Genomic DNA, 26,077 nt, shown 5'->3' with positions numbered 1-26,077 from the left:
TTAACCTTTCGGTAACGAAGAGTGAATTAGCGTTGGGGCCTGTCTAGCGACCTGCCCGAGAGAGGACAAGGCTTGCGCATATTCACGGGGATCGGTTTGGCCCTTCAGGGCCAGCGGGGATTTCTGTTTCCCTGGGTTCCGGTGCTGATTGCGATAGGCATCGGCGGTTACTTTTTGGTGAAACAGGAACCTTCGGTCGTGATGCTGGCCGGTTTCGGGGCAGGGGGGCTGTTGGCTCTGGCCTTCGGGGCGGTGCTGCCGGAAGCGGCGCGCCCCGTGGCTGTTGCCGTGGGGCTGTGTTGCCTCGGGTTTGCGGTTGCCGGGGGGTGGGCGCATCGGGTGAGCGGGCCGGTGATCGATTGGCGGTTCTATGGTGCGATCGAGGGGCGCGTTGTGGGCATGGACCGTTCGGTCAGCGACCGCGTGCGCCTGACACTGGATCAGGTGGTTCTTGAGCGGGTTGCACCGGAGAGGGTGCCGCGACGGGTGCGGGTGTCGTTGCACGGGGATCAATTCGGGTTTCGCCCTGCACCACATATGCGGGTCATTCTTACGGGGCATCTGGCGCCACCTTCGGGGCCGGTTGAACCTGGGGGCTTTGATTTCCAGAGACATGCCTGGTTTCAGGGGATCGGCGCGATGGGGTATACGCGTACGCCGGTTCTCGTGCTGGAGCCGCCGCCTGCGGGTGTTTCGGTTCTGGGGCTGCGCATGGGGCTTTCCGAACATATCCGCGCCACCCTTGGCGGCGAGGCTGGCGGGTTTGCGGCGGCGGTGACAACCGGAGATCGCAGTGGCGTCTCGAAACAGACGCTTGAGGCCTTGCGGGCCTCGAACCTTGCGCATTTGCTGGCGATTTCGGGGTTGCACATGGGGCTGTTGGTGGGGTTTGTCTTTGCGGCCCTGCGCTATGGCATGGCGTTGTCCCCCTCGGTAGCCTTGCGGTTGCCGACCAAGAAGCTGGCGGCGGTGTTCGCGATGGGCGTGGCGGGGGCCTACCTGATGTTGTCGGGGGGCAATGTGGCCACCGAACGTGCCTTCGTGATGGCGGCCGTGGCGCTGGCCGCGGTGGTGTTTGACCGCCGCGCAATCAGTCTGCGGGCGGTGGCGATTGCAGCGGTCGTGATCCTTTTGGTGCAGCCCGAAGCGATGTTGGGGCCGGGGTTCCAGATGTCGTTTGCGGCGACCACGGCGCTGGTTGCGGTGTTCGAGACGCTTCAGAAACGCGGGCCGCTGGAGATGCCGCGCTGGGTGCGACCGGCCTTTGCCCTGTGCGTCTCGTCCTTTGTTGCCGGTGCGGCCACGGCGCCGTTCGGGGCGGCGCATTTCAACGCGGTGGCGGCCTATGGTCTGCCCGCGAACCTGATGGCGGTGCCGATCATGGGTGTGGTCGTCGTGCCTTTTGCCGTGGTGGCGGCTTGCCTTTCGCCGTTTGGATTAGAGGTGGTCGGGTTGGTGCCGATGGGCTGGGGGTTGGAGGCCATCCTGCGGGTGGCGCATTTCTTTGCAGGGCTGGAGGGCGCGCGGCTGCATGTGCCGAGCCCGACGGCGGTTGTGTTGCCGCTGTTCGCGCTTGGGGCGCTGTTCCTCGTGATCTGGCAGGGGCGGTTGCGGGTGGTCGGCATCCTGCCGGTGATCCTTGCCGCTGGGGTGTGGGGGCTGGCAGAGCGTCCCCATGTCCTGATCGCGGATAGCGGGGGACTGGTGGGCGTTCTACAGGACGGGGGGCGGGCGCTGAGCAAGGAGCGCGGGCAGGGATTCGTGGCGCAGAACTGGCTTGAGAATGACGGCGATGGTGCGACGCAGGCCGAGGCGGCGCTGCGGTGGCAGGTGGCCCATGTCGTGGGGGGACGCAGCATTCGCCACCTGTCCGGCAAGCGGCAGGTAGCAGGCTTTGACGGGTGCAAGGCGGGTGAGATCGTGGTTCTGAGCCATGCGCCGGTGCAGGAGGTTGTGGGCTGCGATGTGCTGCATCCCGAGATCTTGAAAGACACGGGATCTGTCGCGCTAAGCTGGCGGGGCGGCGTGTTGCAAAAGAAAACCGCCCGCGAGATCAGCGGGCGGCGTCTTTGGAATACAAGGGACTTGCGTCAGTAAGTGCGGATCAGGCCGACGAGGGTGCCCTGAACCTTGACCTTGTCCTCGGGGAAGACACGGGTTTCATAGGCGGGGTTCGCCGCCTCGAGCGCGATCGAGGTGCCGTTGTGGTGGAAGCGCTTCAGCGTGGCTTCCTGATCCTCGACCAGCGCGACGACGATCTCGCCGTTATCGGCCACTTCGGTTTCGCGGATGATCACGACATCGCCGTCGTTGATGCCCGCGTCGATCATCGAGTCGCCCTTGACCTCAAGCGCATAGTGGCTGCCGGCGGTGCGCAGCATCTGGCCGGGGACGGCGACGTGGTGATGGACGTGGCTGATCGCCTCGATCGGGACACCGGCGGCGATCTTGCCCATGACAGGCAGTTCGCGGGCATGCAGCACGACCTCTTCCGGGGTGATGTTGGCGGGTTGGGTTGGCGAGGGGTGCGGGCCTTCGATGACCTTGGGTTTGAAGCCCCCGGTGCTTGGCTCACCGCCCATGGATTCGGGCAGTTTCACGATTTCGATGGCACGGGCGCGGTGGGCGAGGCGGCGGATAAAGCCCCGTTCCTCAAGCGCGGTGATCAGGCGGTGGATACCGGATTTGGAGCGCAGGTCGAGCGCATCTTTCATCTCGTCAAAGCTGGGCGGGACGCCATCGCGTTGCAGACGTTTGTGGATGAACTCCAAAAGGTCGAGTTGTTTCTTGGTCAGCATGGGCTTGCCTCCCCTGTCTTCCCGTGGTGATTTTCTTTTGTTCTACCGTTGTTCCCCTTTTGTGTCAACAATTTCGGAACATAGCAGAAACAAAAGCCCCCGAAGCGGCGCTGCGGGGGCTTTGGGAAGGTCTGGATCAGGGTCAGATCGGCAGGTAGGCCATGGTTTCGCCTGCCTCGCGCGCGCCGTCAGAGGGCGGACGGATCAGGAGGGCATTGGCCGCGGCCAGAACGGTCAGGAGCGAGCTGTCCTGATTGTCGAAGGCGGTGATCTGCCCGTCTTCGATGCGGGCGCGCATATAGTGTTGGCGCGGGCCATTGGGCGTAAGCGGCGCGGCCAGTGTCGCGTGGCGTTCCTGAACGGCCGCTTGGCCAAGGCCCAGCATGGCGCGGATCACCGGCGTGACAAAGACGTGACCGCAGACCATGGCGGACACCGGATTGCCCGGAAGGCCGATCATCATCGCGCCCGACGCAAGGCGACCGGCCATCAGCGGTTTGCCGGGGCGCATGGCGATCTTGTAGAAGCTGCGCTCCATGCCAAGATCGACGGCCACTTCGCCAACAAGATCGTGGTCGCCCACCGAAGCGCCGCCGATGGTGATCAGGAGATCGGCGTCATCGGCCAGCGAAAAGGCGGTTTCCAGAGAGGCGCGGGTGTCACGGGCGATGGGCAGAAGGCGGGCTTCGGCACCAAGATCGCGCAACATGGCCTGAAGGCCAAAGCTGTTGGAGGCAATGATCTGGTCGGGGCCGGGGTTTTCACCGGGCATCACAAGTTCGTCGCCAGTGGACAGGATCGCAACGCGCGGGCGGCGGGTGACGGGCACTTCGGCAATGTTCATCGCGGCCAGAAGCGCGATGTCGGAGGGGCCAAGCAGGCGGGGCGCGGTCACGTCGCTGCCGTCGGCGAAATCCGCGCCCTTGGGGCGGATGTGGGTGCCCTGATCAAGATTGTCTCGCAGGGTAATGGTGTCGCCGTCGCGGATCACGTCTTCCTGAATGACAACGCGTGATGCGCCTTGTGGCACCGGGGCACCGGTGAAAATGCGCACGGCCTGGCCCTTGGCGACCTCGCCGTCGAAACCGTGGCCTGCGGCCGCTTCGCCAATCACGGTGAAGGTAGCACCGGGCTGCACCTCATCACCGATGACCGCATAACCATCCATCGCCGATCCCGCAAAAGGCGGCTGGTCGCGACGGGCCTGAACGGGGGCGGCAAGCACGCGGCCATTGGCCTGCGAGAGGGGCACGGTTTCGGTGTCCAGCGGACCGGCAAGGGCGAAGAGGTGGTCGAGGGCCTCGGAGACGGAGATCATTTTGCTTCGTACCGTCCGGATTTGCCGCCGTCTTTCAGGATCACGCGGATGCCGCCGATTTCCATGGCCTTGTCGACGGCTTTGGACATGTCATAGACGGTGAGGGCGGCGACGTTCACGGCGGTGAGGGCCTCCATTTCGACGCCGGTCTGGCCGGTGGTTTTCACGGTGGCTTCGATGCGGACGCCGGGCAGGGTTTCATCGGGGGTGAGTTCGACCGACACCTTGGTGATGGGCAGCGGGTGACACAGCGGGATGAGGGTCGAGCACTGTTTCGCGCCCATAATCCCGGCAAGGCGGGCCACGCCCAGCACATCGCCCTTCTTGGCGCGGTTGTCGCGGATGATCTCGTAGGTTTCCCGGGCCATTTTGACCCAGCCCTCTGCGGTGGCGATGCGCGAGGTCACGTCCTTGTCGGAGACATCGACCATATGGGCATCGCCCTTGCCGTCAAAATGGGTGAGGCCGGACATTCAGAGCCCCCCCGAACGCAGGGGATTTGCCAGCAACTCGCGGGTGGCGGCGGTGACGTCCTCCTTGCGCATCAGGCTTTCGCCGATCAGGAAGCAGCGCGCGCCGTAGCGGGCCATGTCGGCCAGATCTTGCGCGGTGTTGAGGCCGCTTTCCGACACCAGCATACGGTCAGCCGGCACCAGTTTCGACAGCTGGCGGGTGGTGTCGAGGGTGGTCTCGAAGGTCTTGAGGTTTCGGTTGTTGATGCCGATCAGCGGGGATTTCAGCAGGGTGGCGCGCTCGAGTTCCTCGGCGTCGTGGACTTCGATCAGCACGTCCATGCCCCAGCCGAAGGCCGCATCTTCGAGTTCCTGCGCTTGGGCATCCGAAACCGAGGCCATGATGATCAGGATACAGTCGGCGTTGAGCGCGCGGGACTCGGCCACCTGATAGGTGTCATACATGAAGTCCTTGCGCAGCGCGGGCAGGTTGGTGGCGGCGCGGGCCTCGACTAAAAACTCCTTTGCGCCCTGAAACGAGGGGGTGTCGGTCAAAACCGAAAGGCAGGTCGCGCCACCGTCCTCATAGGCCTTGGCCAGCACCGGCGGGTTGAAATCTTCGCGGATCAGGCCCTTGGAGGGCGAGGCTTTCTTGACCTCGGAAATCAGACCATAGCCTTCGCGGGTCGCAAGGCGCAGGGCCTCGGCAAAGCCACGAGTGGGCGAGGCGTCGCGGGCTTCGGCCTCGACCTCGGCAAGCGGTTTGGCAGCCTTGTCGGCGGCAACCTCTTCGAGTTTGTAGGCCTTGATCTTGTCGAGAACGGTGGCGGTCATGCGTTGGTCCAGTTTATTTCGGGCCGGCCTTGGGCGGCGAGCCAGGTGTTGATCCGTGAAAACGGGCGCGAGCCGAAGAAACCGCGACGGGCCGAGAGCGGCGACGGATGCGCGGATTCGATCAGCAGATGGTTGGCGCCATTTTTAGGCGATGAAATGTGGCGTGCAAGGGCCTGTGCCTGTTTGCCCCAGAGCACAAAGGCGGTTGGCTGTTGGCTGACCTCGTGCAGCACCTGTTCGGCAAGGCGCTGCCAGCCAAGTTTGGCATGTCCGTTGGCCTCGCCCGACGGGACGCTGAGGACGGTGTTTAAAAGCAGAACACCCTGTTTTGCCCAGGCGCGGAGATCGCCGTTCATGGGCGCAGCGCCAAGGTCTTCGACCATTTCCTTGTAGATATTGTTAAGGGACCGCGGCAGCGGGCGCACGTCTGGTTCGACCGAGAAGGACAGCCCGTGCGCGTGGCCGGGGGTCGGGTAGGGGTCTTGCCCGAGGATCACGACCTGCACCTCGTCTGGCGCGCAGGCATCGAGGGCTGCAAAGCGTTGATGCTCGGGCGGCAGGATCACGCGTGGTTCGGCAGCGAGGGCCGAGGCGATGGTCGGGAAATCCGTTGTGAAAAAGGGCAGGTGGGCCCATTTCGCGGGCGGGATCATACCGGGACGCGTTGCGCCCCGGCTGGTGTCTTGCAGGTCAGTTGTCACGCTGCCGAGGTGATCCGTGCCAGCGCCTCGACCTTGTCGCGGGCCTTGCCGCTGTCGATGCTGTCGCGGGCTTTTTCAACGCCGTCGCGCAGATCGCTGGCCGCGTCGGCCACAACCAGAGCCGCCGCCGAATTCAGCAGAACCGCATCGCGGTAGGCGCTGACCTCGCCATTCAGAAGGGCGCGGAAGGCATTGGCGTTGTCTTCGGGCGTGCCGCCAACGATGGCCTCGAAGGGGTGAACCGGCAGGCCTGCGTCTTCGGGATGCAGTTCGACATCCTTTACGCTGCCGTCCGCCTCAAGCGCCGAGACCCAGCTGACGCCGGTGATGGTGAGCTCATCGGTGCCGTCCGATCCGTGCACCAGCCACGCGCGTTCGCTGCCCAGACGACCAAGGGTTTCCGCCATCGGGCGGATCAGGTCGCGGGTAAACGCACCGGTCAACTGGCGTTTCACGCCGGCGGGGTTGGTCAGCGGGCCCAGGATGTTGAAGATGGTCCGGGTACCAAGTTCCTGACGGGTCGGCATTACGTGGGCAATCGCCGGGTGGTGCATCGGCGCCATCATGAAGGCGATGCCGCATTCTGCCAGCGCCTTTTCCACCACGTCGGGGCCAACCATGACGTTGATGCCCATCTGCGATTGCACGTCCGCAGTGCCGGATTTCGAGCTGAGGTTCCTGTTGCCGTGTTTGGCGACGGTGACCCCTGCGCCAGCCGTGACAAAGGCGGTGGCGGTCGAGATGTTCAGCGTGTGTTTGCCATCGCCGCCGGTGCCGACGATGTCCATGGCCCCTTCGGGGGCTTTGACGGCGTTGCACTTGGCCCGCATCACGGCGGCGGCCGCGGCGTATTCATCCACGGTTTCGCCGCGTGTGCGCAGGGCCATCAGCAGACCGCCGATCTGGCTTGGCGTGGCTTCGCCGTCAAACAGAATCTGGAAGGCGGCCTCGGCCTCTTCGCGGGTCAGGGGGCGGTCGGCGGCAGCGCCGATCAGGGGTTTGATCGCGTCGCTCATGCCGGCACCTTCATCATGTCGATAAAGTTCTGGAGCATTGCGTGGCCGTGTTCCGAGGCAATGGATTCGGGGTGGAACTGAACGCCCTGGATGGGCAGTTCGCGGTGTTGCAGCCCCATGATGGTGCCATCTTCGAGTTCGGCGGTGATCTCGAGACAGTCCGGGAAAGTCTCGCGATCCACGACGAGCGAATGATAGCGGGTGGCCTCAAACGGGGTTGGCAGGCCTTTGAACACGCCCTTGTTGGTATGGTGCATGGTGCCCATCTTGCCGTGCACGATCTCGTGGCAGCGCACGACGTTGCCGCCAAAGGCCTGGCCGATGGTCTGGTGGCCAAGGCAGACCCCCATCAGCGGGGTCTTGGTTTCGGCGGCGGCTTCGGTCAGGGCAAGGCAGATGCCGGCCTGATCGGGATCGCAGGGACCGGGCGACAAGAGAATGCCTGCCGGGTTCATGCCCATCGCGTCCTGAACGGTGATGGCGTCGTTGCGGTGCACCTGCACGTCGGCCCCCAACTCGCCCAGATAATGCACGAGGTTGTAGGTAAAGCTGTCGTAGTTGTCGATCAGAAGCAGCATATTCGTGTTTCTTCGTCCAAAGTTGCGAAACGGGGTAGAGACCCCGGGGCTGGTCGCGGTATACATGCTCAGGCTTGGCGCAGAGGGTCAAGGGGGCGCAGGCAGTATCGGCCCCTTGAGGCGGCTATTCCGGGGCAAATCCGGAAGATCGCAACCCGATGGCGCGAAAAAGCAAGGACTAGGGGGCAAGCAGATGTTGCGAGGGTTACTTTCGGGTGTTTTCTGGGGGCTGATGGCCGTTCTGGTTGTCGCCGGCGTCGGGTCATTGCTTGCGCCACTTCCCGCGACTGTGGTGCCGCAGACAACGGCGGTGGATGCAACCTCTGGATCGCGTGACGAAAATGGCGGTGGCGTCGACACCCCGAGCCAGGCCGATCAGGCGGTGGAAGAGAATGTCAGTGCGCCGGTGGATGCACCGAAAGAGGACGACGCGTCGCCGCTCGCTGATACCGCGTCCGCGCCCAAGCCGGATGTTGCCGAGCCGGAAGCCGATCTGCAGGCCCCGGCGGCGGCAGAGGAAAGCGGTGTTTCGGTGGATGCGGGCACGCCCGTGGCACCAGCCCCTGCCGATGCACCGGAGCTGAGCGCGCCGGAAGCGCCGGAGATTGATCCGGAGGCGGCGGAAGAGGCCGAACTGTCGATCACGACAAATCCCGAACAGCCGGTTGCGCCCGAAGTGCCGCTTGTGGGCAGTGCTTTTGAGACACCGCCCGCGGTTGAGCCTGTTGCTCCCGAGGCACCGTCGGAAGAGGCGAGCCCTGCGCCCGAGGCACCGTCGGAAGAGGCGAGCCCTGCGCCCGAGGCAGAAGAGACGGAGGTCCCTGTTGCGGAGGTGGGCGGGGAACAGACCTCGATGCTGAAACCGGCGGGCGATCTCAAGGACAGTTTCCCGCAGCACAATTCTTCGCGCCTGCCGACGGTTGGCGAGGAAGAGGTGGAAGAGATCGTCATCAAGCCCATCGACCAGAACGCCGAGGCCTTTGCCGACGAGGCGGGGCGGCCGCTGATGTCGATCCTGCTGATTGATGATGGCAGCGCGCCGGTTGATCTTGCTGGGCTGAGCAGCTTTCCCTATCCGCTGAGCTTTGCGGTCAGCACTCTTGCCAAGGACGTTTCCGAACGGGTCACGACCTACCGCGAAAACGGTTTTGAAGTTTTGGCGCTGATCGACATTCCCGCCGCGGCCGCGCCTGCCGATGTGGAAGTGGCGATGGCCGCGCACCTTGCGGCGATGCCCGAGGCGGTTGGCGTTCTCGAAGGCGGCGGCGACGGTCTTCAGGGATCAAAGAGCGTGTCGGATCAGGTGACGGATGTGCTTCTGGCGTCCGGGCATGGGCTGGTGATGCTGCCCAAGGGGCTCAATACCGCGCAAAAACTGGCCAGTCGTGAAGGCGTGCCGTCAGCAACCTTGTTCCGTGATTTTGACGGCAAGGGGCAGAACGCCTCGGTCATTCGCCGCTTCCTTGATCAGGCGGCGTTCAAGGCGGGGCAGGAAGGCGGGGTTATCATGCTTGGGCGGGTGCGCGAAGAGACGATTGCCGCGCTTCTGGTCTGGGGCTTGCAGGACCGCGCCAGCAGCGTCGCGGTGGCGCCGGTATCGGCGGTTCTGAAATTGGGCCAGTAGAAAAGCGAAAGGGCAAAATCTTCTGAAAGATTTTGCCCCTGCACATTTTTCGAGAAAAATGTTGATGCGTCAGGAGTTGCCGTTGCCTGTAAACCGCGCCGCGTCGGCGGCCGCGCGCCGGATCGCGTTCGATTTATGCACGGTTTCCATGTACTCGGCTTCGGGGTCGCTGTCGTAGACGACGCCACCGCCAGCCTGGATATAGAGCTTCTGGTCTTTCACGATCGCGGTGCGCAGGGCGATGCAGATGTCCATGTCGCCGCCCGAGCTGAAATAGCCCACGCCGCCGCCATAAATGCCGCGTTTTTCCGGCTCGAGCTCGTCGATGATTTCCATCGCCCGCACCTTGGGCGCGCCGGACACCGTGCCTGCGGGCATACCGGCAAAGAAGGCGTCGAGCGCGTCTTTGTCTTCTGCCAGTTCGCCCACCACGTTCGAGACGATGTGCATCACGTGGCTATAGCGTTCGATGATGAATTTCTCAGTCGGGCGCACGGTGCCGATCTTGGAAACGCGGCCGGTATCGTTGCGGCCCAGATCCAGAAGCATCAGGTGTTCCGCCAGTTCCTTTTTGTCGGCCAGCAGATCTTCTTCGAGGGCCTTGTCCTCTTCCGGGGTCGCGCCGCGCGGACGGGTGCCGGCAATCGGGCGAATGGTGACTTCGTCGCCGAAGACACGCACCAGGATCTCGGGGCTTGCGCCCACGACCTGGAAACCGCCGAAGTTGAAATAGAACATGAAGGGCGACGGGTTGGTCCGGCGCAGCGAGCGGTAGAGCGCGAAAGGCGGCTGGCGGAATTCCTGGGTCCAACGCTGGGCGGGGACAACCTGGAAGATGTCACCGGCGCGGATGTATTCTTTGGCCTTTTCAACGGCCTGCATGTAGCCGTCCTTGGTGAAGTTCGAGACCGGCGGGGCAATCTCGTGGGCGTCGCCAAGATCGCGGGCGGCCTGTGGCATGGCACGTTCGAGATCGCGAACCGCATCCATCACACGTTCCGCAGCCTGCGCATAGGCGGCCTTGGCCGACATGCCGTCGCTGATCCATGCCGGGCTGACCACGGTGACTTCGCCTTTGACACCGTCGAGCACGGCAACCACCGAGGGGCGCATCATGCAGGCATCGGGCAGGCCAAGCGGATCGGGATTGACGTTGGGCAGGTGTTCGACCAGCCGGATCATGTCATAGCCGAGGTAGCCAAAAAGGCCCGCCGAGGCCTGCGGCAGGTCGTCGGGAAGGTCGATGCGGCTTTCCTCGATCAGGGCGCGCAGGCCGGCTAGCGGCTCCATGCCCTGCGGCTCAAACCCTTCGGGGTCAAAGCGCGCATTGCGGTTGATACGTGCTTCGGCATCGTGGCACTGCCAGATCAGATCGGGTTTCATGCCGATGATCGAATAGCGGCCACGCACCTCGCCACCGGTGACCGACTCGAGCATGAAGGCGTCTTTCTGGGCGCCGGTCAGCTTGAGCATCAGCGACACGGGCGTGTCGAGGTCTGCAGCAAGGCGAGTGTAGACAACCTGGTTCTGGCCCTTGTCATAGGCCGAGGCGAAGTCTTCGAAGGAGGGGGTCAGTTCCACGTTTGGCCTCTTGAACCGGAGTTACTGGAATTGCGCGTGCACGGCGTTGACGGCCTGCTGGTTGATCTGCACTTCGTGAATCGATTGCAGTTCAAGCGCGTAGGCTTCGAACACGTCGTTCGACAGGCCGCTGGCTGCCTGTTGCAGGATCAGGTTGCGCAGCTGGATGACCTCGGGGTTGGACAGGTCCGGGGCCTGAACCGCATCAAGGCGCACGATCAGCAGGCTGTTGTCATGCGCAATCGCAATCACGTCGCCTTTGTTCATGTCGAACACCTGCGGGATGAAATCGGCAGGAACGTCCGCGACAAAGCCGTTGCGGATGATGTCGACCTCGGTGCGGGGCGTCAGGGCGAAGGCGCTCCAGTCTGCGGCGCCCTTGAGTGCGGGCAACATGCCGTCGGCCATGGCTTGCAGGCGGTCAACGGTGGCCTGGGTTTTCCAGGCTTCGGCCACGGCGTCCTTGACCTCGTCGAACGGGGCCGGTGCCGCAGGGGTTTCACCGTCAAGACGCAGGGCGAACACGCCGCCGTCTTCGAGGTTCTCGATCTGCGGGAAGTCGCTTTCGGTGACGGTTTGCGCAATCGCGCGGAAGCTTTCGTAACCGGCGATCGAGCCGTAGATGTCGGCGTGGAAGCCGATGTTGCCAAGCTGCATGTCGGTTTCGGCGGCCAGTTCCTCAAGTGTCGCACCGGCGGCCAGAAGGTCGTCGATGTCGTTGATCTGGGCGTCGATCACGCGGCGTCCGCGCTCGGCGGCCAGCTCTTCGCGCAGCTGCGGCAGCGCGTCTTCAAAGCTGGTCGAACGTGCGGGCAGGACACCGTTGACGCGGAACAGGGCCGGGCCAAGGCTCGACGGGGCAGGGCCAGCGATCAGGCCTGGGCCGGTTGCGAACACGGCATCCGCAGCAGCGCCCAGTTCGGCGGCCGAGACATCGCCCATGTCGGTGTCGGACAGTTCAAGGCCGCGCTCTGCCACGAGACCCTCGAAGGTGGTTTCGCCAAGGTTCAGGCGTTTGAAGGCGTCCAGTGCAGCGGCCTCATCGGCAAAGGCGAGGCGTTCCACAAGGCGGCGCTCGGGCTGGTTGAACTCGGCGTCACGTTCTTCGTAAAGCGCCTTCAGCGCCTCTTCGTCGATCTCGACGCTGTCGATCAGCATGGCGGGCGTCAGCCAAGCATAGGTGATGTCGCGGGTGGCCGGACGGGTGAAGCGATCGATGTTTGCGTCGTAGAAGGCGCGCAGATCGGCATCACTCGGCGCGGCAACCGGATAGGCGAGGTCGCCTTCCTCAATGCGGGCCAGCGTGACGTTACGCTGTTCGCCAAGGAAGTTCAGAAGCGTAGTGGCATAGACTTCCGGCATGGCGACACCGGAAACGATGGCCGCCTGAAGCAGGCCACGGGCGCTGTCTTCGCGGATGCTGTCTTCGAAATCGGATTCGTTGAGGCCCGTCTGGTCGAGCGCATAGCTATAGGCTTCGCGATCAAAAGACCCATCGGGACGCTTGAAGGCGGAAATGTTCACAAGTTCGCTGCGCAGGCGTTCATCACCGATCGACACGCCCATCCGTTCGGTCTCGGCGTCCATCGCGCGCGACACCACAAGGCGGCCGAGCACGAGACGGTCAAATCCGGCTGCCTGTGCTTCGGCAAAGGGGATCTGGCGTCCGGCCTGTGCTTCCAGTGCGCGCAGCTCTTCCTGCATGGCGCGGGCATATTCATTGATGTCCAGATCCTTGCTGCCGACAGACCCGACGCTCTGGACCGATCCGCCAAGGTTGGTGATGCCAAATCCACCCAGCCCGAAAATGAGCATGGCCATGAGGATCCAGACCAGCGACTTTGACACGTTACCCTTGGACATGAGCTTTCCCTGCTTGCGGCATTCTATTTCAGTTGCGGTTGTCTACGACGGGCGGGCAGGAGGAGCAAGTGGCGACGCCCGCCGCATCGTCACAATTCTACGGCGGCCAGCCGCTCAAACAGCGTGCGGATGCCGGAACGGTCGACATTGGCAAAGGCAATGCGCAACTGCCGGGCCCCGTCGGCATCGGTTTCGGGCATGAACATCGTGCCGGGCAGGGTCAGGACATGGGCCTGTTTCACCAGCGCAGGCGCAAGTTCATTCGAGGGCAGCTCGAAAGGATGGCGCATGTAGGCGAAATAGGCCCCGACGCCCATCAACTCCCAGCCCTTGTCGGCCACCAATGGCAGGTGGTCCGAGATCGCGGCGCGCCGGTCAAGGATCTCTGCCCGTTCCCCGGCAAGCCATTGGGCAAGGTTCTGCATCCCCCACAGCGCGCCGTGCTGGCCAAGCTGGTTGGGGCAGATAGTCACCGTGTCGAGGAACTTCTCGACCTCGGCCAGAAGCGGTGCGCTGGTCACCATGGCGCCGACGCGGTGGCCGGTCAGGCGGTAGGCCTTGGAAAAGGAATAGAGCTGGATCAACGTATCTTGCCAGTCAGGATCCTTGAAAAGATCGTGTGGCGCACCGGTGCGGGAATCGAAGTCGCGATAGGTTTCATCGACGATCAGGCGCAGACCTCTGCGGCGGGCCAGATCAAAGAAGGCCTGAACAAGATCGGCAGGGTATTCGACACCGCCGGGGTTGTTGGGCGTGACAAGCACGATTGCGCGGGTGCGATCGGTAATCAGGGCTTCGGCGGCCTCCGGATCAGGCAGCAGATCCCCCTGCGTGGCCAGCGGCACCGTCCTGACGCCCATTATATCAAGCCACATTTTATGATTGAAATACCAAGGCGTTGGCAGGATGACCTCGTCTCCTTCCCCGGCAATCGCGGTGATCGCGGCACAGAAGGCCTGGTTGCAGCCCGAGGTGATGGCGACCTGCGCGGCCGCGATGTCACCGCCATAGGCCGCGCCGAACTGGCGGGCGACTTCCGCCCGCAGGTCTGGCAGGCCCAGAACCGGCCCGTAAAGATGCGCATCGGCCACATTGAGCGCGGTTTCCGCGATATGGCGGCGCAGGCCCTCGGGTGGGGGATCAACCGGAGCGGCTTGGCTGACGTTGATCAGCGGGAAGTCCTCGCTAAAGCTCACCCCGTCCAGCCAGCGCCGCGCCTCCATCACCGGAGGGGCAAATGTGGTGGCGGTGCGGGGTAGGGTCATGGGGCGCTCCAAGGAATCCAAAACAACAAAAGCGACCCTAGAGGCCGCTTTCGCATTGGGCAATCCGCCCTGTCTTCAATGCACCAAAAATACTCCCGCCGGAGGCGTCCGCGCTTTCGGTAAGGGAAGGGCAGAAGTAGCGGTGCGCGAGGGAGGGGCGTCTTGAAGGTCCGCGCGTTCCGGGTGATACAACGGCTATGTGAGCGAGACAGTTCATGCGCAACCATCGTGATTGCCCTGCTTGACATTCTGTTTGACGATTACGAATTTTAATTCCGGAGATTGATTAAATGATTGAAGATATTTTCCTGTTTCTTGCCGGTTTGCTCGTGATTGGCCTCATGGTGGCCTTTTTAGTTGCCCTTTTTGTGTTCGTCTATGACATGGCCAAGGCGCGAAACCGCGATCCGCGTTTTTGGGTGATCGTGGCGCTGATCATCGATCCGTTTGCAGCCATGATCTTGCTTTGGCTATTGGGACCTGCATCGCTTCATCAGGCAAAATAAAAAGAGCGTCCCCGAAGGTCGCTCTTTTGCAATGTTCGTTTGCCGTCGGGTGGGCGGATCAATCGGTGCCGCGGTAGGGTTCGACGTATTGCAGCGCCATGTCCCAGGGGAAGAAGATCCAGGTGTCCTGGCTGACTTCGGTGATGAAGGTATCCACCATCGGGCGGCCCTTGGGTTTGGCATAGACGGTTGCGAAATGCGCCTTGGGGTACATTGCCCGCACCAGTTCGAGGGTTTTACCCGAGTCCACCAGATCGTCGATGATCAGCACGCCTTCGCCATCTTCCCCCATCAGGGACGCGTCCGGGGATTTCAGCACTTCGGCTTCACCCTGTGCCTGGTGGTGGTAGGATTTCACGCTGATGGTGTCGACGGTGCGGATGTCCAGCTCGCGGCTGACGATCATCGCAGGGGCCATGCCGCCACGGGTGATGGCCACCACGGCGCGCCATGCGCCATCATCGGGGCCCTGTCCGTCCAGACGCCACGCCAGCGCGCGGCTGTCGCGGTGGATCTGGTCCCAGCTGATGTGGAAGCCCTTTTCGTGTGGCAGACGGTCGGTCATGGCTTGTCCCTCGCTCGTGTCGTCGTCAGGTGGCTGCGATCTTGACACCCAGCGCGGCAAGCAGGCCGCCAAAGGCGCGGTCGATCAGGTGTTTCAGGTTGATATAGCCGCGGCGGGTCTTCTCAAAGGAAAAGATGCGCGCGACGATGGCGTTCCATGTCATTTCACCGATGAAGATGCAAGCCAGCAAAGCCATAAGAACCCACATGGACGCGGTTTCCGGCACGGTTCCAACAAAGACTGCGCCAAAGAAGACGGCGGGTTTGGGGTTGGCTAGCTGCGTGAAGAGGCCCAGCTTGAACGCCGAAGCAAGGCTGCGCGGGGCTGCGGGTTCTTCGGTGTCTTCAAGGGGCGCGTCGGCGCTGCGCCAGATTTTGAGGGCCATATAGATAAGATAGGCTGCGCCGCCGAACTTCAGCGCCAGCAAAAGGGTCGGGGCGTATTCGAACAGGAGCGACAGGCCAAACAGGGCCGCGGCGGCCCAGGTGACCGCGCCAGCGCCGATGCCCGCGGCCAGGGCCACGCCGGTGCGCAGACCTTCACGCAGGCCGATGCGGGCGGCCATGAGAACCGCAGGGCCGGGGCTGATCGCCGCCATCAGGCACAGCAGCCAGGCCGCAAGAAAGGCTGTCAGGCTCATTTGCGACCGACAACCGCGTCGATGTCGGGGGCGTCGACCGCCTTCATGCCGACCACGTGGTAGCCTGCATCAACGTGCAGGTTTTCACCGGTCACGCCCGAGCCGAGATCGGACAGGAGATAGAGGGCCGAGTTGCCGACGTCTTCGGTGGTCACGTTGCGCCGCAGCGGCGAGTTCAACTCGTTCCACTTCATGATGTAGCGGAAATCGCCGATGCCCGAGGCTGCAAGTGTCTTGATCGGACCGGCGGAGATCGCGTTCACACGGATGCCGTCTTTGCCGAGGTCTTCGGCAAGGTATTTGACCGAGGCCTCAAGTGCCGCCTTGGCGACGCCCATCACGTTGTAATGCGGCATGACCTGTTCGGCACCATAGTAGGTGAGGGTCAGGGCAGAGCCGCCATCCTTCATCAGCTTCTCTGCGCGCTGCATGACGGCGGTGAAGGAATAGACCGAAATGTCCATTGTCATCAGGAAGTTGTCTTTCGACGTGTCGACATAGCGGCCGCGCAACTCGGTCTTGTCGGAAAAGCCGATGGCATGCACGATGAAGTCCAGCTTGCCCCATTTTGCTTCGATCTCGGCAAAGGCGGCGTCGATCGAGGCTGGATCGGACACGTCGCAGTCGATGAGCGTGTCGACGTTCAACTGTTCGGCCAGAGGGGCCACGCGTTTCTTGAAAGCCTCGCCCATATAGGAAAAGGCCAGCTCGGCCCCGGCATCGGCGCAGGCCTTTGCAATGCCCCAGGCAATCGACTTGTCATTGGCAAGCCCCATGATCAGGCCGCGTTTTCCCGCCATCAGATTGTTTGACATCCGTCCCACTCCGTCCCAATTCTCAGTCAAAGGACGTTTAGGCGATCCGTAACATCGCATCAAGTGCGGCTAACCAGCGAGATGAGAGACCGAACCATGGCTGACAGAACCGGAATTTTTGCAGGCGACGATCCATTCGAGATTGCACGACAGTGGTTGGCCGAGGCGGAAAAGACCGAGGTGAATGACCCCAATGCGATTGCCCTGTCGACAGTCGACGCGGACGGATTGCCCAACGCGCGTATGGTGCTGTTGAAGGACATCGAGGATGACGCCTTTGTGTTCTATACCAACTATGGCAGCGCCAAGGCGCGCGAGATCGAACAGGCGGGCAAGGCGGCTTTCGTGATGCACTGGAAAAGCCTGCGTCGGCAAGTGCGGGTGCGTGGCATCGTGAGCCGCGAAGAAGGCGAGCAGGCCGATGCCTATTATGCCTCACGTTCCCTCAAGAGCCGTCTCGGCGCCTGGGCATCGCGCCAGTCGGAACCGCTGAGCTCGCGCGGGCACCTGATGGCCGAGGTTGCAAAGGTGACCGCAAGCCACGGTCCGTCCCCGTCGCGCCCGCCATTCTGGGGTGGATTTCGGATACAACCGGTCGAGATTGAATTCTGGGCCGATGGGGCCTTTCGGCTACACGATCGCTTTGTCTGGCGGCGCGCAGGCATCGGAAATCCTTGGGAAATTACCCGTCTCAACCCGTGACATTCACGTTACGTAAGCTGCAAGTGGTTGAAAATTCGTTAACTTTTGCTTGCTGCCGAAGGCGATTTCACGCAAGATCGCCTGCGTGTATGGGAATATCGCTTACGTAAGGTTAAGGTGTTGAGCGACAATGAAAAACAGGCGACTCGAGTCGTCGGAGAAGTGAAGTGGTTTGACCCGGTTAAGGGATTCGGCTTCGTCGTGAGCGACGAAGGCGGGCCGGACATCCTGCTTCATGCTAATGTTTTACGCAATTTCGGTCAGAGTTCGGTGGTGGATTCCGCCCGGATCGAGATTGACGTGCAGGAGACAGACCGAGGCGTTCAGGCCATCGAGGTTCTGCGGATTGATCCCCCGATTGCAACGGCGGCCAACACTCTGGCCGACTTTGCCGATCTGGCGGAAGAAGATATCCGGAGTGCCCCTTTGGAGCCTGCGCGCGTCAAATGGTTCGACAAGGGTAAGGGCTTTGGTTTTGCCAATGTCTTTGGTCGGCCGGAAGACGTCTTTGTGCATATAGAGGTTCTGCGCCGTTCCGGCCTTGCCGATCTGCAACCCGGTGAAGCGCTGGCGCTGCGGGTGATCGACGGCAAGCGTGGGCGCATGGCCACAGAGGTCTGCGCATGGGAAAGTGCGCTCGGGAAGGGCCTTATCTGATGCGGCTGTGGCTGTCGGCGCTTTTGATGGTGATCGGCAGCATGGCCATGGCGGCGGAGACCGCCTGTCGCGCAGATCGCATAGAACTGCGTGGAGATTTTGGCTTGGCTGCATTCCGGATCGAAGTGGCGCAGACGCCGGATGAACGGGCGCGCGGATTGATGTTTCGCGAATACATGGCGCCGGGTGCGGGCATGCTGTTTGTGTTTGAGCGCACCGGGCCGGTTGCCTTCTGGATGGAGAACACGCTGATCCCGCTCGACATGATCTTTGTCGATGAGGCTGGCACGGTTTCCCACATACATCACAATGCCATCCCCCATGACAGAACCCCGATTCCGGGCGGCGACGCGGTGCGGTATGTGCTCGAAATCAATGGGGGAATGGCGCGTGCGTTGGGTATCGATGTCGGGGCCGAACTGCGTCATCCAGCAATTTTGCAAAAAGCTGCGGTTTGGCCTTGTTAGCGTCGACACAAGCGGCTAAACCGCGTCCACGGTCCGGGGCGTAGCGCAGTCTGGTAGCGCACCTGTTTTGGGTACAGGGGGTCGCAAGTTCGAATCTTGCCGTCCCGACCACTTCCACAAGTAAGTATTACTTTCCCTATGGGAGCACGGCGGCACAGGCGTCTTTGCCTCGTGGCGACGCCCGCTTGTGGTAGCGAGAGGGAAGGCTGATGGCTGGAAGCGAGGGCTCACTATATATTGGGGCTCTTTTGGGAAAGCCCTACAACCTGCGGGCGCGTGCCGTGCTGTGATTTGGGGAAACGTGCCGTGTCGCACATCGGTTCATTTTCGAATAACGGGGGGCATTTCGGGGCGGATCACGTCCCCGAGCGACAAAAGTAAGCGATTTCTTTTTGGGTAACTCTCCTTAACGTTGAATTAACCTCTGTTAATCCGCATCTTTTGCAAGGCAGTCCCGAACACCGGCAGCCACCAGCAATTTCTATAGAGAAAATAACGGCTTCTATTGGCTACCTGATTTCAGGCCCAATGAAACAAGGTGGTTAACGATCTGGTCAGGAATCGGGCAAGCCGTTTGACCCGCCAAACCGGCCATGTCGGTCAACAGCAAAAATCGACAAAAATCTCAAATAAATCGTTTGACCCCCTATGGGCAAATACGTCAGATTGTGTGGGAAGATCGAAATTGCCACAACATATAGTGGTAAAGAGCTTCGAGCGGGGACAGTAACCAAACAGATGCTCCGGGGGCCACCCTGGACACCTGCGGCGCCGATTTGGCCGCCGCACGGGGGAGTTTGTCTGCTTCTTGAGGCGTGATCTGGAACACCGCGACAAGCGGGATTGGGACGGAACAGCTGGTACTAAGAGGCAGCGCATGAAAATCGAACGCACTTTCACCAAGCCAGGGCAGGACGCTTACGCAGAACTGGACTTTCTGACCACCGAGTCCGAAATCCGCAATCCCGACGGAACCATCGTGTTCCGTCTTGATGCTTTGGAGGTACCGTCGTCCTGGAGCCAGGTTGCAAGCGATGTGATTGCGCAGAAGTATTTCCGCAAGGCGGGTGTCCCTTCCAAACTCAAGCGGGTCAAGGAAAAGGGTGTTCCCGAATTCCTGTGGCGCTCTGTTCCGGCAGAGGGTGCTGAGTTTGGTGGCGAGACCTCGGCGAAACAGGTGTTTGACCGCCTCGCAGGCGCGTGGACCTACTGGGGCTGGAAGGGCGGCTATTTCTCGACCGAGGAAGACGCGCGCGCCTATTTCGACGAGATGCGCTATATGCTGGCCACCCAGCGTGCCGCGCCGAACTCGCCGCAATGGTTCAACACCGGCCTGCACTGGGCCTATGGCATTGATGGTCCGGCGCAGGGCCACCACTATGTCGACTACAAGACCGGCAAGCTGACCAAGTCGAAGTCGTCTTATGAACATCCCCAGCCGCACGCCTGCTTTATCCAGTCGGTCAGCGATGATCTGGTGAACGAAGGCGGCATCATGGACCTCTGGGTGCGCGAGGCGCGTCTGTTCAAATACGGCTCGGGCACCGGCACCAACTTTTCCAGCCTGCGGGCCGAAGGCGAGGCGCTTTCAGGTGGCGGCAAATCCTCGGGCCTGATGGGCTTTCTCAAGATCGGGGACCGTGCCGCGGGTGCGATCAAGTCGGGTGGCACCACCCGTCGCGCCGCCAAGATGGTGATTGTCGATGCCGATCACCCGGATATCGAGGAATACATCAACTGGAAGGTCAAGGAAGAGCAGAAGGTTGCCTCGATCGTGGCCGGCTCGAAGATGCACGAGCAAAAGCTGAACGCCATCTTTGCAGCGATCCGCGCCTGGGATGGCGCCGAGGCGGATGCCTATGATCCCAAGATCAACGACGCCCTGAAGGCGGCCGTGCGCGATGCGAAAAAGGTCGCGATCCCAGAGACTTATATCAAGCGGGTGCTGGATTACGCCAAGCAGGGATATGACAGCATCGAGTTCCCGACCTACGACACCGACTGGGACTCGGAGGCCTATGCCAGCGTATCGGGGCAGAACTCGAACAACTCGATCCGTGTGACCGACGCCTTCCTGAAGGCAGTTGAGGAAGACAGCGACTGGAACCTGATCAACCGCACCAACGGCGAGGTGGCCAAGACCATCAAGGCGCGTGCGCTGTGGGAAGATGTGGGCCACGCCGCATGGGCCTGTGCCGATCCGGGTATCCAGTTCCATGACACCGTGAACGCCTGGCACACCTGCCCGGAAGACGGCGAGATCCGTGGCTCGAACCCCTGTTCCGAGTACATGTTCCTCGACGACACCGCCTGTAACCTGGCGTCGATGAACCTGCTGACCTTCTACAAGGACGGCAAGTTCCAGGCCGAAGACTATATGCACGCGACCCGTCTGTGGACCGTGACGCTGGAAATCTCGGTGATGATGGCGCAGTTCCCGTCGAAGGAAATCGCGCAGCTGTCTTATGACTTCCGCACGCTGGGACTTGGCTATGCCAACATCGGCGGCCTGCTGATGAACATGGGCTACGGCTATGACAGTGACGAGGGCCGGGCGCTGACCGGTGCGCTGACCGCGATCATGACCGGTGTGGCCTATGCTACCTCGGCCGAGATGGCATCGGAACTGGGCGCCTTCAGCGGCTATGAGCGCAACGCCAACCACATGCTGCGCGTGATGCGCAACCACCGTCGCGCGGCCTATGGCGAGGCGGACGGCTACGAAGGGCTGGCGGTCAAGCCGGTGGCGCTTGATCACGGCAACTGTCCGGACCAAACCCTTGTCGCGCTTGCAAAATCCGCTTGGGATGAGGCGCTGGAACTGGGCGAGAAACACGGCTACCGCAACGCGCAGACTTCGGTGATTGCACCGACCGGCACCATCGGTCTGGTGATGGATTGCGACACTACCGGTATTGAGCCGGACTTTGCGCTGGTGAAGTTCAAGAAGCTGGCCGGTGGCGGCTATTTCAAGATCATCAACCGCTCCGTGCCGGCGGCGCTTGAGAACCTTGGGTATTCCCCGGCCGAGATCGAAGAGATCGTATCCTACGCGGTGGGCCACGGCAGCATCGGCAATGCGCCGGGCATCAACACCACATCGCTGGTGGGTCATGGCTTTGGTCAGGCCGAGATCGACAAGATCGAAGCGGCGCTCGCCTCGGCCTTCGACATTCGGTTTGTCTTCAACCAGTGGACGCTGGGCGAAGATTTCCTGACCAAGCAACTGGGCATTCCGGCGGCCAAGCTGGTTGATCCGAGCTTTGACCTGCTGCGCCACCTTGGCTTTACCCGCGCGGACATCGAAGCGGCCAATGACCACGTTTGCGGCACCATGACCCTTGAGGGCGCGCCGCACCTGAAGGAAGAGCACTATGCGATCTTCGATTGCGCCAACCCCTGCGGCAAGAAGGGCAAGCGTTATCTGTCGGTCGATAGCCACATCACCATGATGGCGGCGGCGCAGTCCTTCATTTCGGGCGCGATTTCGAAAACCATCAACATGCCGAACGATGCCACCATCGAAGACTGCCAGAAGGCCTATGAGCTGTCGTGGTCGCTGGGTGTGAAGGCCAACGCGCTTTATCGTGATGGATCGAAACTGTCGCAACCGCTGGCGGCGGCGCTGGTTGAAGATGACGACGAGGCGGCAGAGGTTCTTGAAAGCGGAACCCCGCAGCAGAAGGCGGAAACGCTGGCCGAGAAGATCATCGAGAAGGTGGTTATCAAGGAAGTTGTGAAATCCCACCGCGAGAAGATGCCGGAACGCCGCAAGGGCTATACCCAGAAGGCGAATGTGGGTGGCCACAAGGTCTATCTGCGGACGGGTGAATATTCGGACGGTTCCCTTGGCGAGATCTTCATCGACATGCACAAGGAAGGCGCTGGCTTCCGGGCGATGATGAACAACTTTGCCATCGCCGTGTCGGTTGGCCTGCAATATGGCGTGCCGCTGGAAGAGTTCGTGGATGCGTTTACCTTTACCAAGTTCGAACCGGCGGGCATGGTGCAGGGCAACGATTCTATCAAAAATGCAACATCTATTCTCGATTATATCTTCCGGGAGCTGGCTGTTTCTTATCTAGATCGAACAGATCTGGCACATGTGAAGCCCGAAGGCGCGAGCTTTGATGACCTTGGTCGCGGCGAGGAAGAGGGCGTTTCCAATGTCAAGGAACTGAGCGAAAGCGCGGCGTCGAAGTCGCTTGAGGTGCTCAAGCAGATTTCCTCGACCGGCTATCTGCGCAAGCGTCTGCCGCAGGAGCTGGTTGTGCTGAACGGCGGCCAGACGGGTGGCGTGGCCCTTGGTGGTGCCGATCCGGTGGCAACGCTCCAGACGCTGGTTCCGGAAACGGCAACCGGAGACGCGGCGGCGATGGTGGCGACCTCGACAACGACAATCGCCAGCGGTGCGGTCAGCATGGATGCGCGCGCCAAGGCCAAGATGCAGGGCTATGAGGGCGATCCTTGTGGTGACTGCGGAAACTATACGCTGGTGCGCAACGGCACCTGCATGAAATGCAACACCTGCGGCGCGACCAGCGGGTGCAGCTGATCCCGGGGGGACCTGGGTAGGGGGCCCTCGTGCCCCCGACGAAACACCGGAGCGAGTGCGCTCGCTCCGCCACGACGCTCAGGCCGCAGGCAAATAAACCGGGCGGTACTAATGAGTGAGCCTGAGCGGCGAAACTGGGGGGCCTCGTGCCCCCCAATTTTCTTGCCGACCAGCGCGGAAACCTAAAAAACATTGCCAACTCGGCCTTTGGCGGTCAGTCTGTGTCTCGGATTTGCGGTTAAGGGAGACAGGACATGGCAATTAATTTCACGTTCCCGAAGACGTCGGGTTACACGTTCGAGAACATCGCCGACGTGGTGGATTTTGCGGCGATTGACGCGACGATTAACCTGGGGAGTGTCTCGGCGAGCGGGTTCACCGGCAGTGGACTTTTTAACGGACAGTCGGCCTCGTTGGTCGTGACGGGGACAAACCTTGTTTACGGCCTGATTGGTGGCGAAAACTATATCACCGGCGGCACGCTGGATACGGTGACCGTGACCGTGGGTGGCGAGGTGATCACCATGACCAACCTCGACATCGACATGTCGGTGTTTTCGCTGATCGTTTACAATGACGAGAACGGCACCGCGCCTCTGGGTATGGAAAACTACCTCATGAGCCGGACGTGGAATATCGAACTGTCGAACGCGAATGACATTGCGCCGTTCAATGCCCAGATCGGTGATGGCGCTGATTTCAACCTGACGGGCAACGACACGATCAAGGCCTTTGGTGGCAAAGACTTTATTTTCAGCGGCGATGGCAACGACCTTGTGCTTGGCGGTCTGGGAAATGACACGCTGCTGGGGGGCAACGGTGCCGATACGCTGAAGGGCGGAAATGGCGCGGACGTCCTGCAAGGTGGTGTTTTCAAGGATCTGCTTGAAGGCGGTGGTGGTAATGACACCCTGCAAGGGCAAGCTGGCAATGACACGCTGAAAGGTGGCGGCGGGAAGGATTTCCTTGTCGGTGGTGCCGGTGCTGACAAGGTTGATGGCGGGGCTGGAAATGACTCGATCCAGGGCAATGACGGCAATGACAACCTGTCTGGCGGTAACCTGAACGACCGAATTTCAGGCGGCAAGGGTTTCGACAAGCTCTTTGGTGGCAACGGTGATGACGAGCTTATAGGCGATAAGGGCAATGACAGCCTTTATGGCGGCAACGGGAGTGACACCCTTAATGGCGGTCAGGGCAACGACAAGATCTGGTTCGGCGGAGGCGTTTTTGATCAGGCAAACGGCGGTGCCGGTGCGGATACGTTCTTTTTCACAGATGTGTCGGGTGGCAGGGGTATTTCCGACTTCGACTCTGCCGAGGGCGATAAGCTCAACTTCAAAGGAGTGAGCAGCATCAACGCGTTTAGCGACCTTATTGATGGTGTGAACATGGTGACCAGCGGAGGTAACACCACGATCACGATCTCTGCCGTGAACCAAACCATTGTTCTCTATGGCGTAGAGGATCTGAGTGCGAGTGACTTTATCTTCTAAGGTCCGCCCCGTTTGAAAACGAAAGCCCCGGCCAATGAGCCGGGGCTTTGCGTTTCCTGAAGTGGTTATCCCAGGTGGATATTGAACCGTTCGCGCAGGGCCATATCCAGCGCCGGATCAAGGCGGGCGGCCGAGGGTTCCGACAGGATTTCCTCTTTCCGCTCAATGGCTTTCTGGACGAGGTTGGGTTTGCCCACTTCGACCCACTCCTTGGGCGAGGTGCGGTCGCCAAGTGCTGGATAGACGTAATCGGATTCCATCCGCGCCAGCGTTTCGCTGGTGCCAAGATAGTGACCCGGCCCGCCAAGGCAGACTTCGCGCATCTGGTCGAGGGCGAGGGTGGTGTCGTCCACCTCGATCCCGCGCAGCACCCGTTGGGCATGGCCCAGCATGTCATCACCGAGGATCAGCGATTCATGGCAGAACCCGAGAAGCGAGGCGTGCATGCCCACGGATTCATAGACCATGTTGAGACCCGCGACACCGGCCAGAACGTTCGAGCACATCTGCTCCCATCCGGCCTGCATGTCGGGCAGTTTGGCATCGGTCATGCCGGCGGCGGCACCGCCGGGCAGGCCATAAAAGCTGTGCATCTGGGCGCAGCCTGCGGTCAGCAGGGCCTGTTCGCCCGACCCGCCGGTCATCGCACCGGTCCTCAGATCAAGGCCAAAGGGCCAGGTGCCGAAGATGGCCGGATGGCCGGGGCGCACGGCATTCACATAGACCAGACCGGCAAGGCATTCCGCGACCGCCTGAACGATGGCACCGGCCACGGTTGAGGGCGCGGTTGCCCCGGCCATGCCAGCCGATAGCAACAGCACGGGCATGCCGCCCTCGATGCAGCGTTCCATCACTTCGCAGGCTTCGGTGGCGAACTTCATTGGCGGCACAACGAAGCAGTTCGAGTTGGACACGAAGGGACGCGCGCGCCACTTGTCTTCGCCACCAGCGATCATGTGCAGCATCTCGAGCGCGTCGGCCACGAAGTCCGGTTCGGTGAACGAGGTGCCGATGTGTTTCGTGGTGCCCGAGCAGGAGGCGTAGATGGTGTTATAGTCCATCTCGCGGTTGTCCGCGATGTCACGGCAGACCATGGGCCGTTGCAGGAAGTGCACGTTGTCGAGGCGATCCACGATGCGAGCGGCGTCATGCAGGTCCTGCACCGTCGAGTCGCGGTATTCCTTGCCGAGCACATCGACCATGCTCACGGCGGCACCGGCCGTTCCAAAGTGAACCCGGTCGCCGTTCAGGTGCAGGTCATACTTGGGATCGCGGCCATATAGAGTGATGTCGCGGCAGGCCTTGCCAAGCGCGTCTTCCACCACGGCGCGGGGGAAACGGACACGTCCGTCTTCGCCATGGATCGCGCCGGCCTTGACCATGTAGTCGATGCCGGACTGAGGCGCATCGGCAAGACCGATTTCTTCGAGTGCAGTAAGGGCTGCCTCGTGAATCTGGTTCACCTGACTGTCGGACAGGGGTTTGTAAAAGCCGCCGGACATACCGGGGCGGATGGAGCGTGCTTCTTCCGAGGCGGGTGCTGCGCGGGCTGCGCGACGCGCGGCGCGGCCGCCGGAACGGCGGGTGGAGATTTCAGCCATGTAGTCTAGTATCCTGTTTTAACGCTGATTTTCTTGAGTGAAG

22 protein-coding genes and 1 tRNA gene are annotated in these 26,077 nt (G+C 61.7%); 9 read left to right on the top strand and 14 right to left on the bottom strand.

The annotated features are described in order from the left end of the window. Nucleotides 1-72 precede the first annotated feature (72 nt). Entirely contained in the window at nucleotides 73-2,097 is a 2,025-nt protein-coding gene (locus NNA36_RS14170) for a ComEC/Rec2 family competence protein (protein WP_255108117.1), read from the top strand. Here NNA36_RS14170 and lexA read toward each other — a convergent pair. From lexA to NNA36_RS14135, 7 genes are all read right to left on the bottom strand, one after another. Next, nucleotides 2,091-2,798: a transcriptional repressor LexA gene (lexA, locus tag NNA36_RS14165; RefSeq protein ID WP_255108114.1), complete on the bottom strand. Its 708-nt coding sequence runs from the start codon at nucleotides 2,796-2,798 to the stop codon at nucleotides 2,091-2,093. The two genes, NNA36_RS14170 and lexA, sit on opposite strands and share 7 nt — an antisense overlap. A gap of 142 nt (nucleotides 2,799-2,940) precedes the next feature. Further along, nucleotides 2,941-4,116, bottom strand: a complete 1,176-nt coding sequence (gene glp, locus NNA36_RS14160; RefSeq protein ID WP_255108112.1) for a gephyrin-like molybdotransferase Glp — start codon at nucleotides 4,114-4,116, stop codon at nucleotides 2,941-2,943. Continuing rightward, on the bottom strand, nucleotides 4,113-4,589 hold the full coding sequence (moaC, locus tag NNA36_RS14155) for a cyclic pyranopterin monophosphate synthase MoaC (RefSeq protein ID WP_255108109.1): 477 nt from the start codon (nucleotides 4,587-4,589) through the stop codon (nucleotides 4,113-4,115). The genes glp and moaC overlap by 4 nt, the downstream gene beginning before the upstream one ends. After that, nucleotides 4,590-5,402, bottom strand: coding sequence for an indole-3-glycerol phosphate synthase TrpC (gene trpC, locus NNA36_RS14150; RefSeq protein WP_255108107.1), 813 nt, complete (start codon nucleotides 5,400-5,402; stop codon nucleotides 4,590-4,592). Next, nucleotides 5,399-6,055 (bottom strand): uracil-DNA glycosylase, encoded by a 657-nt coding sequence (locus NNA36_RS14145; RefSeq protein WP_255108332.1) that lies wholly within the window; start codon nucleotides 6,053-6,055, stop codon nucleotides 5,399-5,401. Before NNA36_RS14145 ends, trpC begins: the two co-directional genes overlap by 4 nt. A 44-nt stretch (nucleotides 6,056-6,099) precedes the next feature. After that, entirely contained in the window at nucleotides 6,100-7,119 is a 1,020-nt protein-coding gene (gene trpD / locus NNA36_RS14140; protein WP_255108104.1) for an anthranilate phosphoribosyltransferase, read from the bottom strand. Further along, on the bottom strand, nucleotides 7,116-7,697 hold the full coding sequence (locus tag NNA36_RS14135) for an aminodeoxychorismate/anthranilate synthase component II (RefSeq protein WP_255108102.1): 582 nt from the start codon (nucleotides 7,695-7,697) through the stop codon (nucleotides 7,116-7,118). The genes trpD and NNA36_RS14135 overlap by 4 nt, the downstream gene beginning before the upstream one ends. Before the next feature lie 193 nt (nucleotides 7,698-7,890). Here NNA36_RS14135 and NNA36_RS14130 point away from each other — a divergent pair, with 193 nt between their 5' ends. Next, a complete protein-coding gene (locus tag NNA36_RS14130) occupies nucleotides 7,891-9,321 on the top strand; it encodes a divergent polysaccharide deacetylase family protein (RefSeq protein WP_255108101.1) in 1,431 nt (476 codons plus the stop codon). 69 nt (nucleotides 9,322-9,390) lie between these two features. On the opposite strand, the gene trpE is transcribed toward NNA36_RS14130, so the two are convergent. From trpE to NNA36_RS14115, 3 genes are all read right to left on the bottom strand, one after another. Then, on the bottom strand, nucleotides 9,391-10,902 hold the full coding sequence (gene trpE, locus NNA36_RS14125; protein ID WP_255108100.1) for an anthranilate synthase component I: 1,512 nt from the start codon (nucleotides 10,900-10,902) through the stop codon (nucleotides 9,391-9,393). Nucleotides 10,903-10,923: 21 nt separating this feature from the next. Continuing rightward, nucleotides 10,924-12,765 carry a peptidyl-prolyl cis-trans isomerase gene (locus NNA36_RS14120; protein WP_255108099.1) on the bottom strand — a complete coding sequence of 614 codons (1,842 nt, stop codon included), beginning with the start codon at nucleotides 12,763-12,765 and terminating at the stop codon, nucleotides 10,924-10,926. Between the two features lie 89 nt (nucleotides 12,766-12,854). Continuing rightward, the gene (locus tag NNA36_RS14115) at nucleotides 12,855-14,030 is read right to left on the bottom strand and encodes an aminotransferase (protein ID WP_255108098.1); all 1,176 of its coding nucleotides are present in this window, start codon (nucleotides 14,028-14,030) and stop codon (nucleotides 12,855-12,857) included. Nucleotides 14,031-14,320: 290 nt separating this feature from the next. Here NNA36_RS14115 and NNA36_RS14110 point away from each other — a divergent pair, with 290 nt between their 5' ends. Then, on the top strand, nucleotides 14,321-14,536 hold the full coding sequence (locus tag NNA36_RS14110; protein ID WP_255108097.1) for a hypothetical protein: 216 nt from the start codon (nucleotides 14,321-14,323) through the stop codon (nucleotides 14,534-14,536). Nucleotides 14,537-14,594: 58 nt separating this feature from the next. Here the strand turns inward: NNA36_RS14110 and gpt are convergent, their stop codons facing one another. From gpt to fabI, 3 genes are read right to left on the bottom strand one after another with little or no spacing between them, the layout of a single operon-like run. Beyond that, nucleotides 14,595-15,101 carry a xanthine phosphoribosyltransferase gene (gene gpt / locus NNA36_RS14105; RefSeq protein WP_255108095.1) on the bottom strand — a complete coding sequence of 169 codons (507 nt, stop codon included), beginning with the start codon at nucleotides 15,099-15,101 and terminating at the stop codon, nucleotides 14,595-14,597. A gap of 25 nt (nucleotides 15,102-15,126) precedes the next feature. Further along, nucleotides 15,127-15,741 carry a LysE family translocator gene (locus tag NNA36_RS14100; protein WP_255108094.1) on the bottom strand — a complete coding sequence of 205 codons (615 nt, stop codon included), beginning with the start codon at nucleotides 15,739-15,741 and terminating at the stop codon, nucleotides 15,127-15,129. After that, complete coding sequence (fabI, locus tag NNA36_RS14095; protein WP_255108091.1) at nucleotides 15,738-16,556, bottom strand: enoyl-ACP reductase FabI; 819 nt, start codon at nucleotides 16,554-16,556, stop codon at nucleotides 15,738-15,740. Before fabI ends, NNA36_RS14100 begins: the two co-directional genes overlap by 4 nt. Nucleotides 16,557-16,652: 96 nt before the next feature. Between fabI and pdxH the strand changes: the two genes are divergently transcribed. The 6 genes from pdxH to NNA36_RS14065 all read left to right on the top strand — a co-directional run bounded on the left by pdxH (nucleotide 16,653) and on the right by NNA36_RS14065 (nucleotide 24,433). Beyond that, complete coding sequence (gene pdxH, locus NNA36_RS14090; protein ID WP_255108089.1) at nucleotides 16,653-17,258, top strand: pyridoxamine 5'-phosphate oxidase; 606 nt, start codon at nucleotides 16,653-16,655, stop codon at nucleotides 17,256-17,258. A gap of 120 nt (nucleotides 17,259-17,378) precedes the next feature. Further along, complete coding sequence (locus NNA36_RS14085; protein WP_255108330.1) at nucleotides 17,379-17,915, top strand: cold-shock protein; 537 nt, start codon at nucleotides 17,379-17,381, stop codon at nucleotides 17,913-17,915. After that, on the top strand, nucleotides 17,915-18,382 hold the full coding sequence (locus tag NNA36_RS14080) for a DUF192 domain-containing protein (RefSeq protein ID WP_255108087.1): 468 nt from the start codon (nucleotides 17,915-17,917) through the stop codon (nucleotides 18,380-18,382). Before NNA36_RS14085 ends, NNA36_RS14080 begins: the two co-directional genes overlap by 1 nt. A 34-nt stretch (nucleotides 18,383-18,416) precedes the next feature. After that, nucleotides 18,417-18,493: transfer RNA gene (locus NNA36_RS14075), tRNA-Pro, on the top strand. 766 nt (nucleotides 18,494-19,259) lie between these two features. Beyond that, the gene (locus tag NNA36_RS14070) at nucleotides 19,260-22,937 is read left to right on the top strand and encodes a vitamin B12-dependent ribonucleotide reductase (protein WP_255108086.1); all 3,678 of its coding nucleotides are present in this window, start codon (nucleotides 19,260-19,262) and stop codon (nucleotides 22,935-22,937) included. 254 nt (nucleotides 22,938-23,191) lie between these two features. Continuing rightward, nucleotides 23,192-24,433, top strand: coding sequence for a calcium-binding protein (locus NNA36_RS14065; RefSeq protein WP_255108085.1), 1,242 nt, complete (start codon nucleotides 23,192-23,194; stop codon nucleotides 24,431-24,433). A 65-nt stretch (nucleotides 24,434-24,498) separates the two neighbouring features. On the opposite strand, the gene NNA36_RS14060 is transcribed toward NNA36_RS14065, so the two are convergent. Beyond that, entirely contained in the window at nucleotides 24,499-26,034 is a 1,536-nt protein-coding gene (locus NNA36_RS14060) for a trimethylamine methyltransferase family protein (RefSeq protein WP_255108084.1), read from the bottom strand. Nucleotides 26,035-26,077: the final 43 nt, after the last annotated feature.

Origin of the sequence: Shimia sp. CNT1-13L.2, from assembly GCF_024331145.1 — a bacterium.
Lineage (GTDB): Bacteria > Pseudomonadota > Alphaproteobacteria > Rhodobacterales > Rhodobacteraceae > Shimia.
This window is presented reverse-complemented; position numbering and strand designations above follow the sequence as displayed.

Coding starts and splice junctions, on each gene's coding strand:
- fabI (WP_255108091.1), bottom strand. CDS start 16,556: ATGTCAAACAATCTGATGGCGGGAAAACGCGGCCTGATCATGGGGCTT.
- NNA36_RS14130 (WP_255108101.1), top strand. CDS start 7,891: ATGTTGCGAGGGTTACTTTCGGGTGTTTTCTGGGGGCTGATGGCCGTT.
- NNA36_RS14135 (WP_255108102.1), bottom strand. CDS start 7,697: ATGCTGCTTCTGATCGACAACTACGACAGCTTTACCTACAACCTCGTG.
- glp (WP_255108112.1), bottom strand. CDS start 4,116: ATGATCTCCGTCTCCGAGGCCCTCGACCACCTCTTCGCCCTTGCCGGT.
- NNA36_RS14100 (WP_255108094.1), bottom strand. CDS start 15,741: ATGAGCCTGACAGCCTTTCTTGCGGCCTGGCTGCTGTGCCTGATGGCG.
- NNA36_RS14080 (WP_255108087.1), top strand. CDS start 17,915: ATGCGGCTGTGGCTGTCGGCGCTTTTGATGGTGATCGGCAGCATGGCC.
- trpD (WP_255108104.1), bottom strand. CDS start 7,119: ATGAGCGACGCGATCAAACCCCTGATCGGCGCTGCCGCCGACCGCCCC.
- NNA36_RS14115 (WP_255108098.1), bottom strand. CDS start 14,030: ATGACCCTACCCCGCACCGCCACCACATTTGCCCCTCCGGTGATGGAG.
- NNA36_RS14110 (WP_255108097.1), top strand. CDS start 14,321: ATGATTGAAGATATTTTCCTGTTTCTTGCCGGTTTGCTCGTGATTGGC.
- moaC (WP_255108109.1), bottom strand. CDS start 4,589: ATGTCCGGCCTCACCCATTTTGACGGCAAGGGCGATGCCCATATGGTC.
- NNA36_RS14120 (WP_255108099.1), bottom strand. CDS start 12,765: ATGTCCAAGGGTAACGTGTCAAAGTCGCTGGTCTGGATCCTCATGGCC.
- NNA36_RS14070 (WP_255108086.1), top strand. CDS start 19,260: ATGAAAATCGAACGCACTTTCACCAAGCCAGGGCAGGACGCTTACGCA.
- NNA36_RS14145 (WP_255108332.1), bottom strand. CDS start 6,055: ATGATCCCGCCCGCGAAATGGGCCCACCTGCCCTTTTTCACAACGGAT.
- NNA36_RS14060 (WP_255108084.1), bottom strand. CDS start 26,034: ATGGCTGAAATCTCCACCCGCCGTTCCGGCGGCCGCGCCGCGCGTCGC.
- trpC (WP_255108107.1), bottom strand. CDS start 5,402: ATGACCGCCACCGTTCTCGACAAGATCAAGGCCTACAAACTCGAAGAG.
- NNA36_RS14065 (WP_255108085.1), top strand. CDS start 23,192: ATGGCAATTAATTTCACGTTCCCGAAGACGTCGGGTTACACGTTCGAG.
- lexA (WP_255108114.1), bottom strand. CDS start 2,798: ATGCTGACCAAGAAACAACTCGACCTTTTGGAGTTCATCCACAAACGT.
- gpt (WP_255108095.1), bottom strand. CDS start 15,101: ATGACCGACCGTCTGCCACACGAAAAGGGCTTCCACATCAGCTGGGAC.
- pdxH (WP_255108089.1), top strand. CDS start 16,653: ATGGCTGACAGAACCGGAATTTTTGCAGGCGACGATCCATTCGAGATT.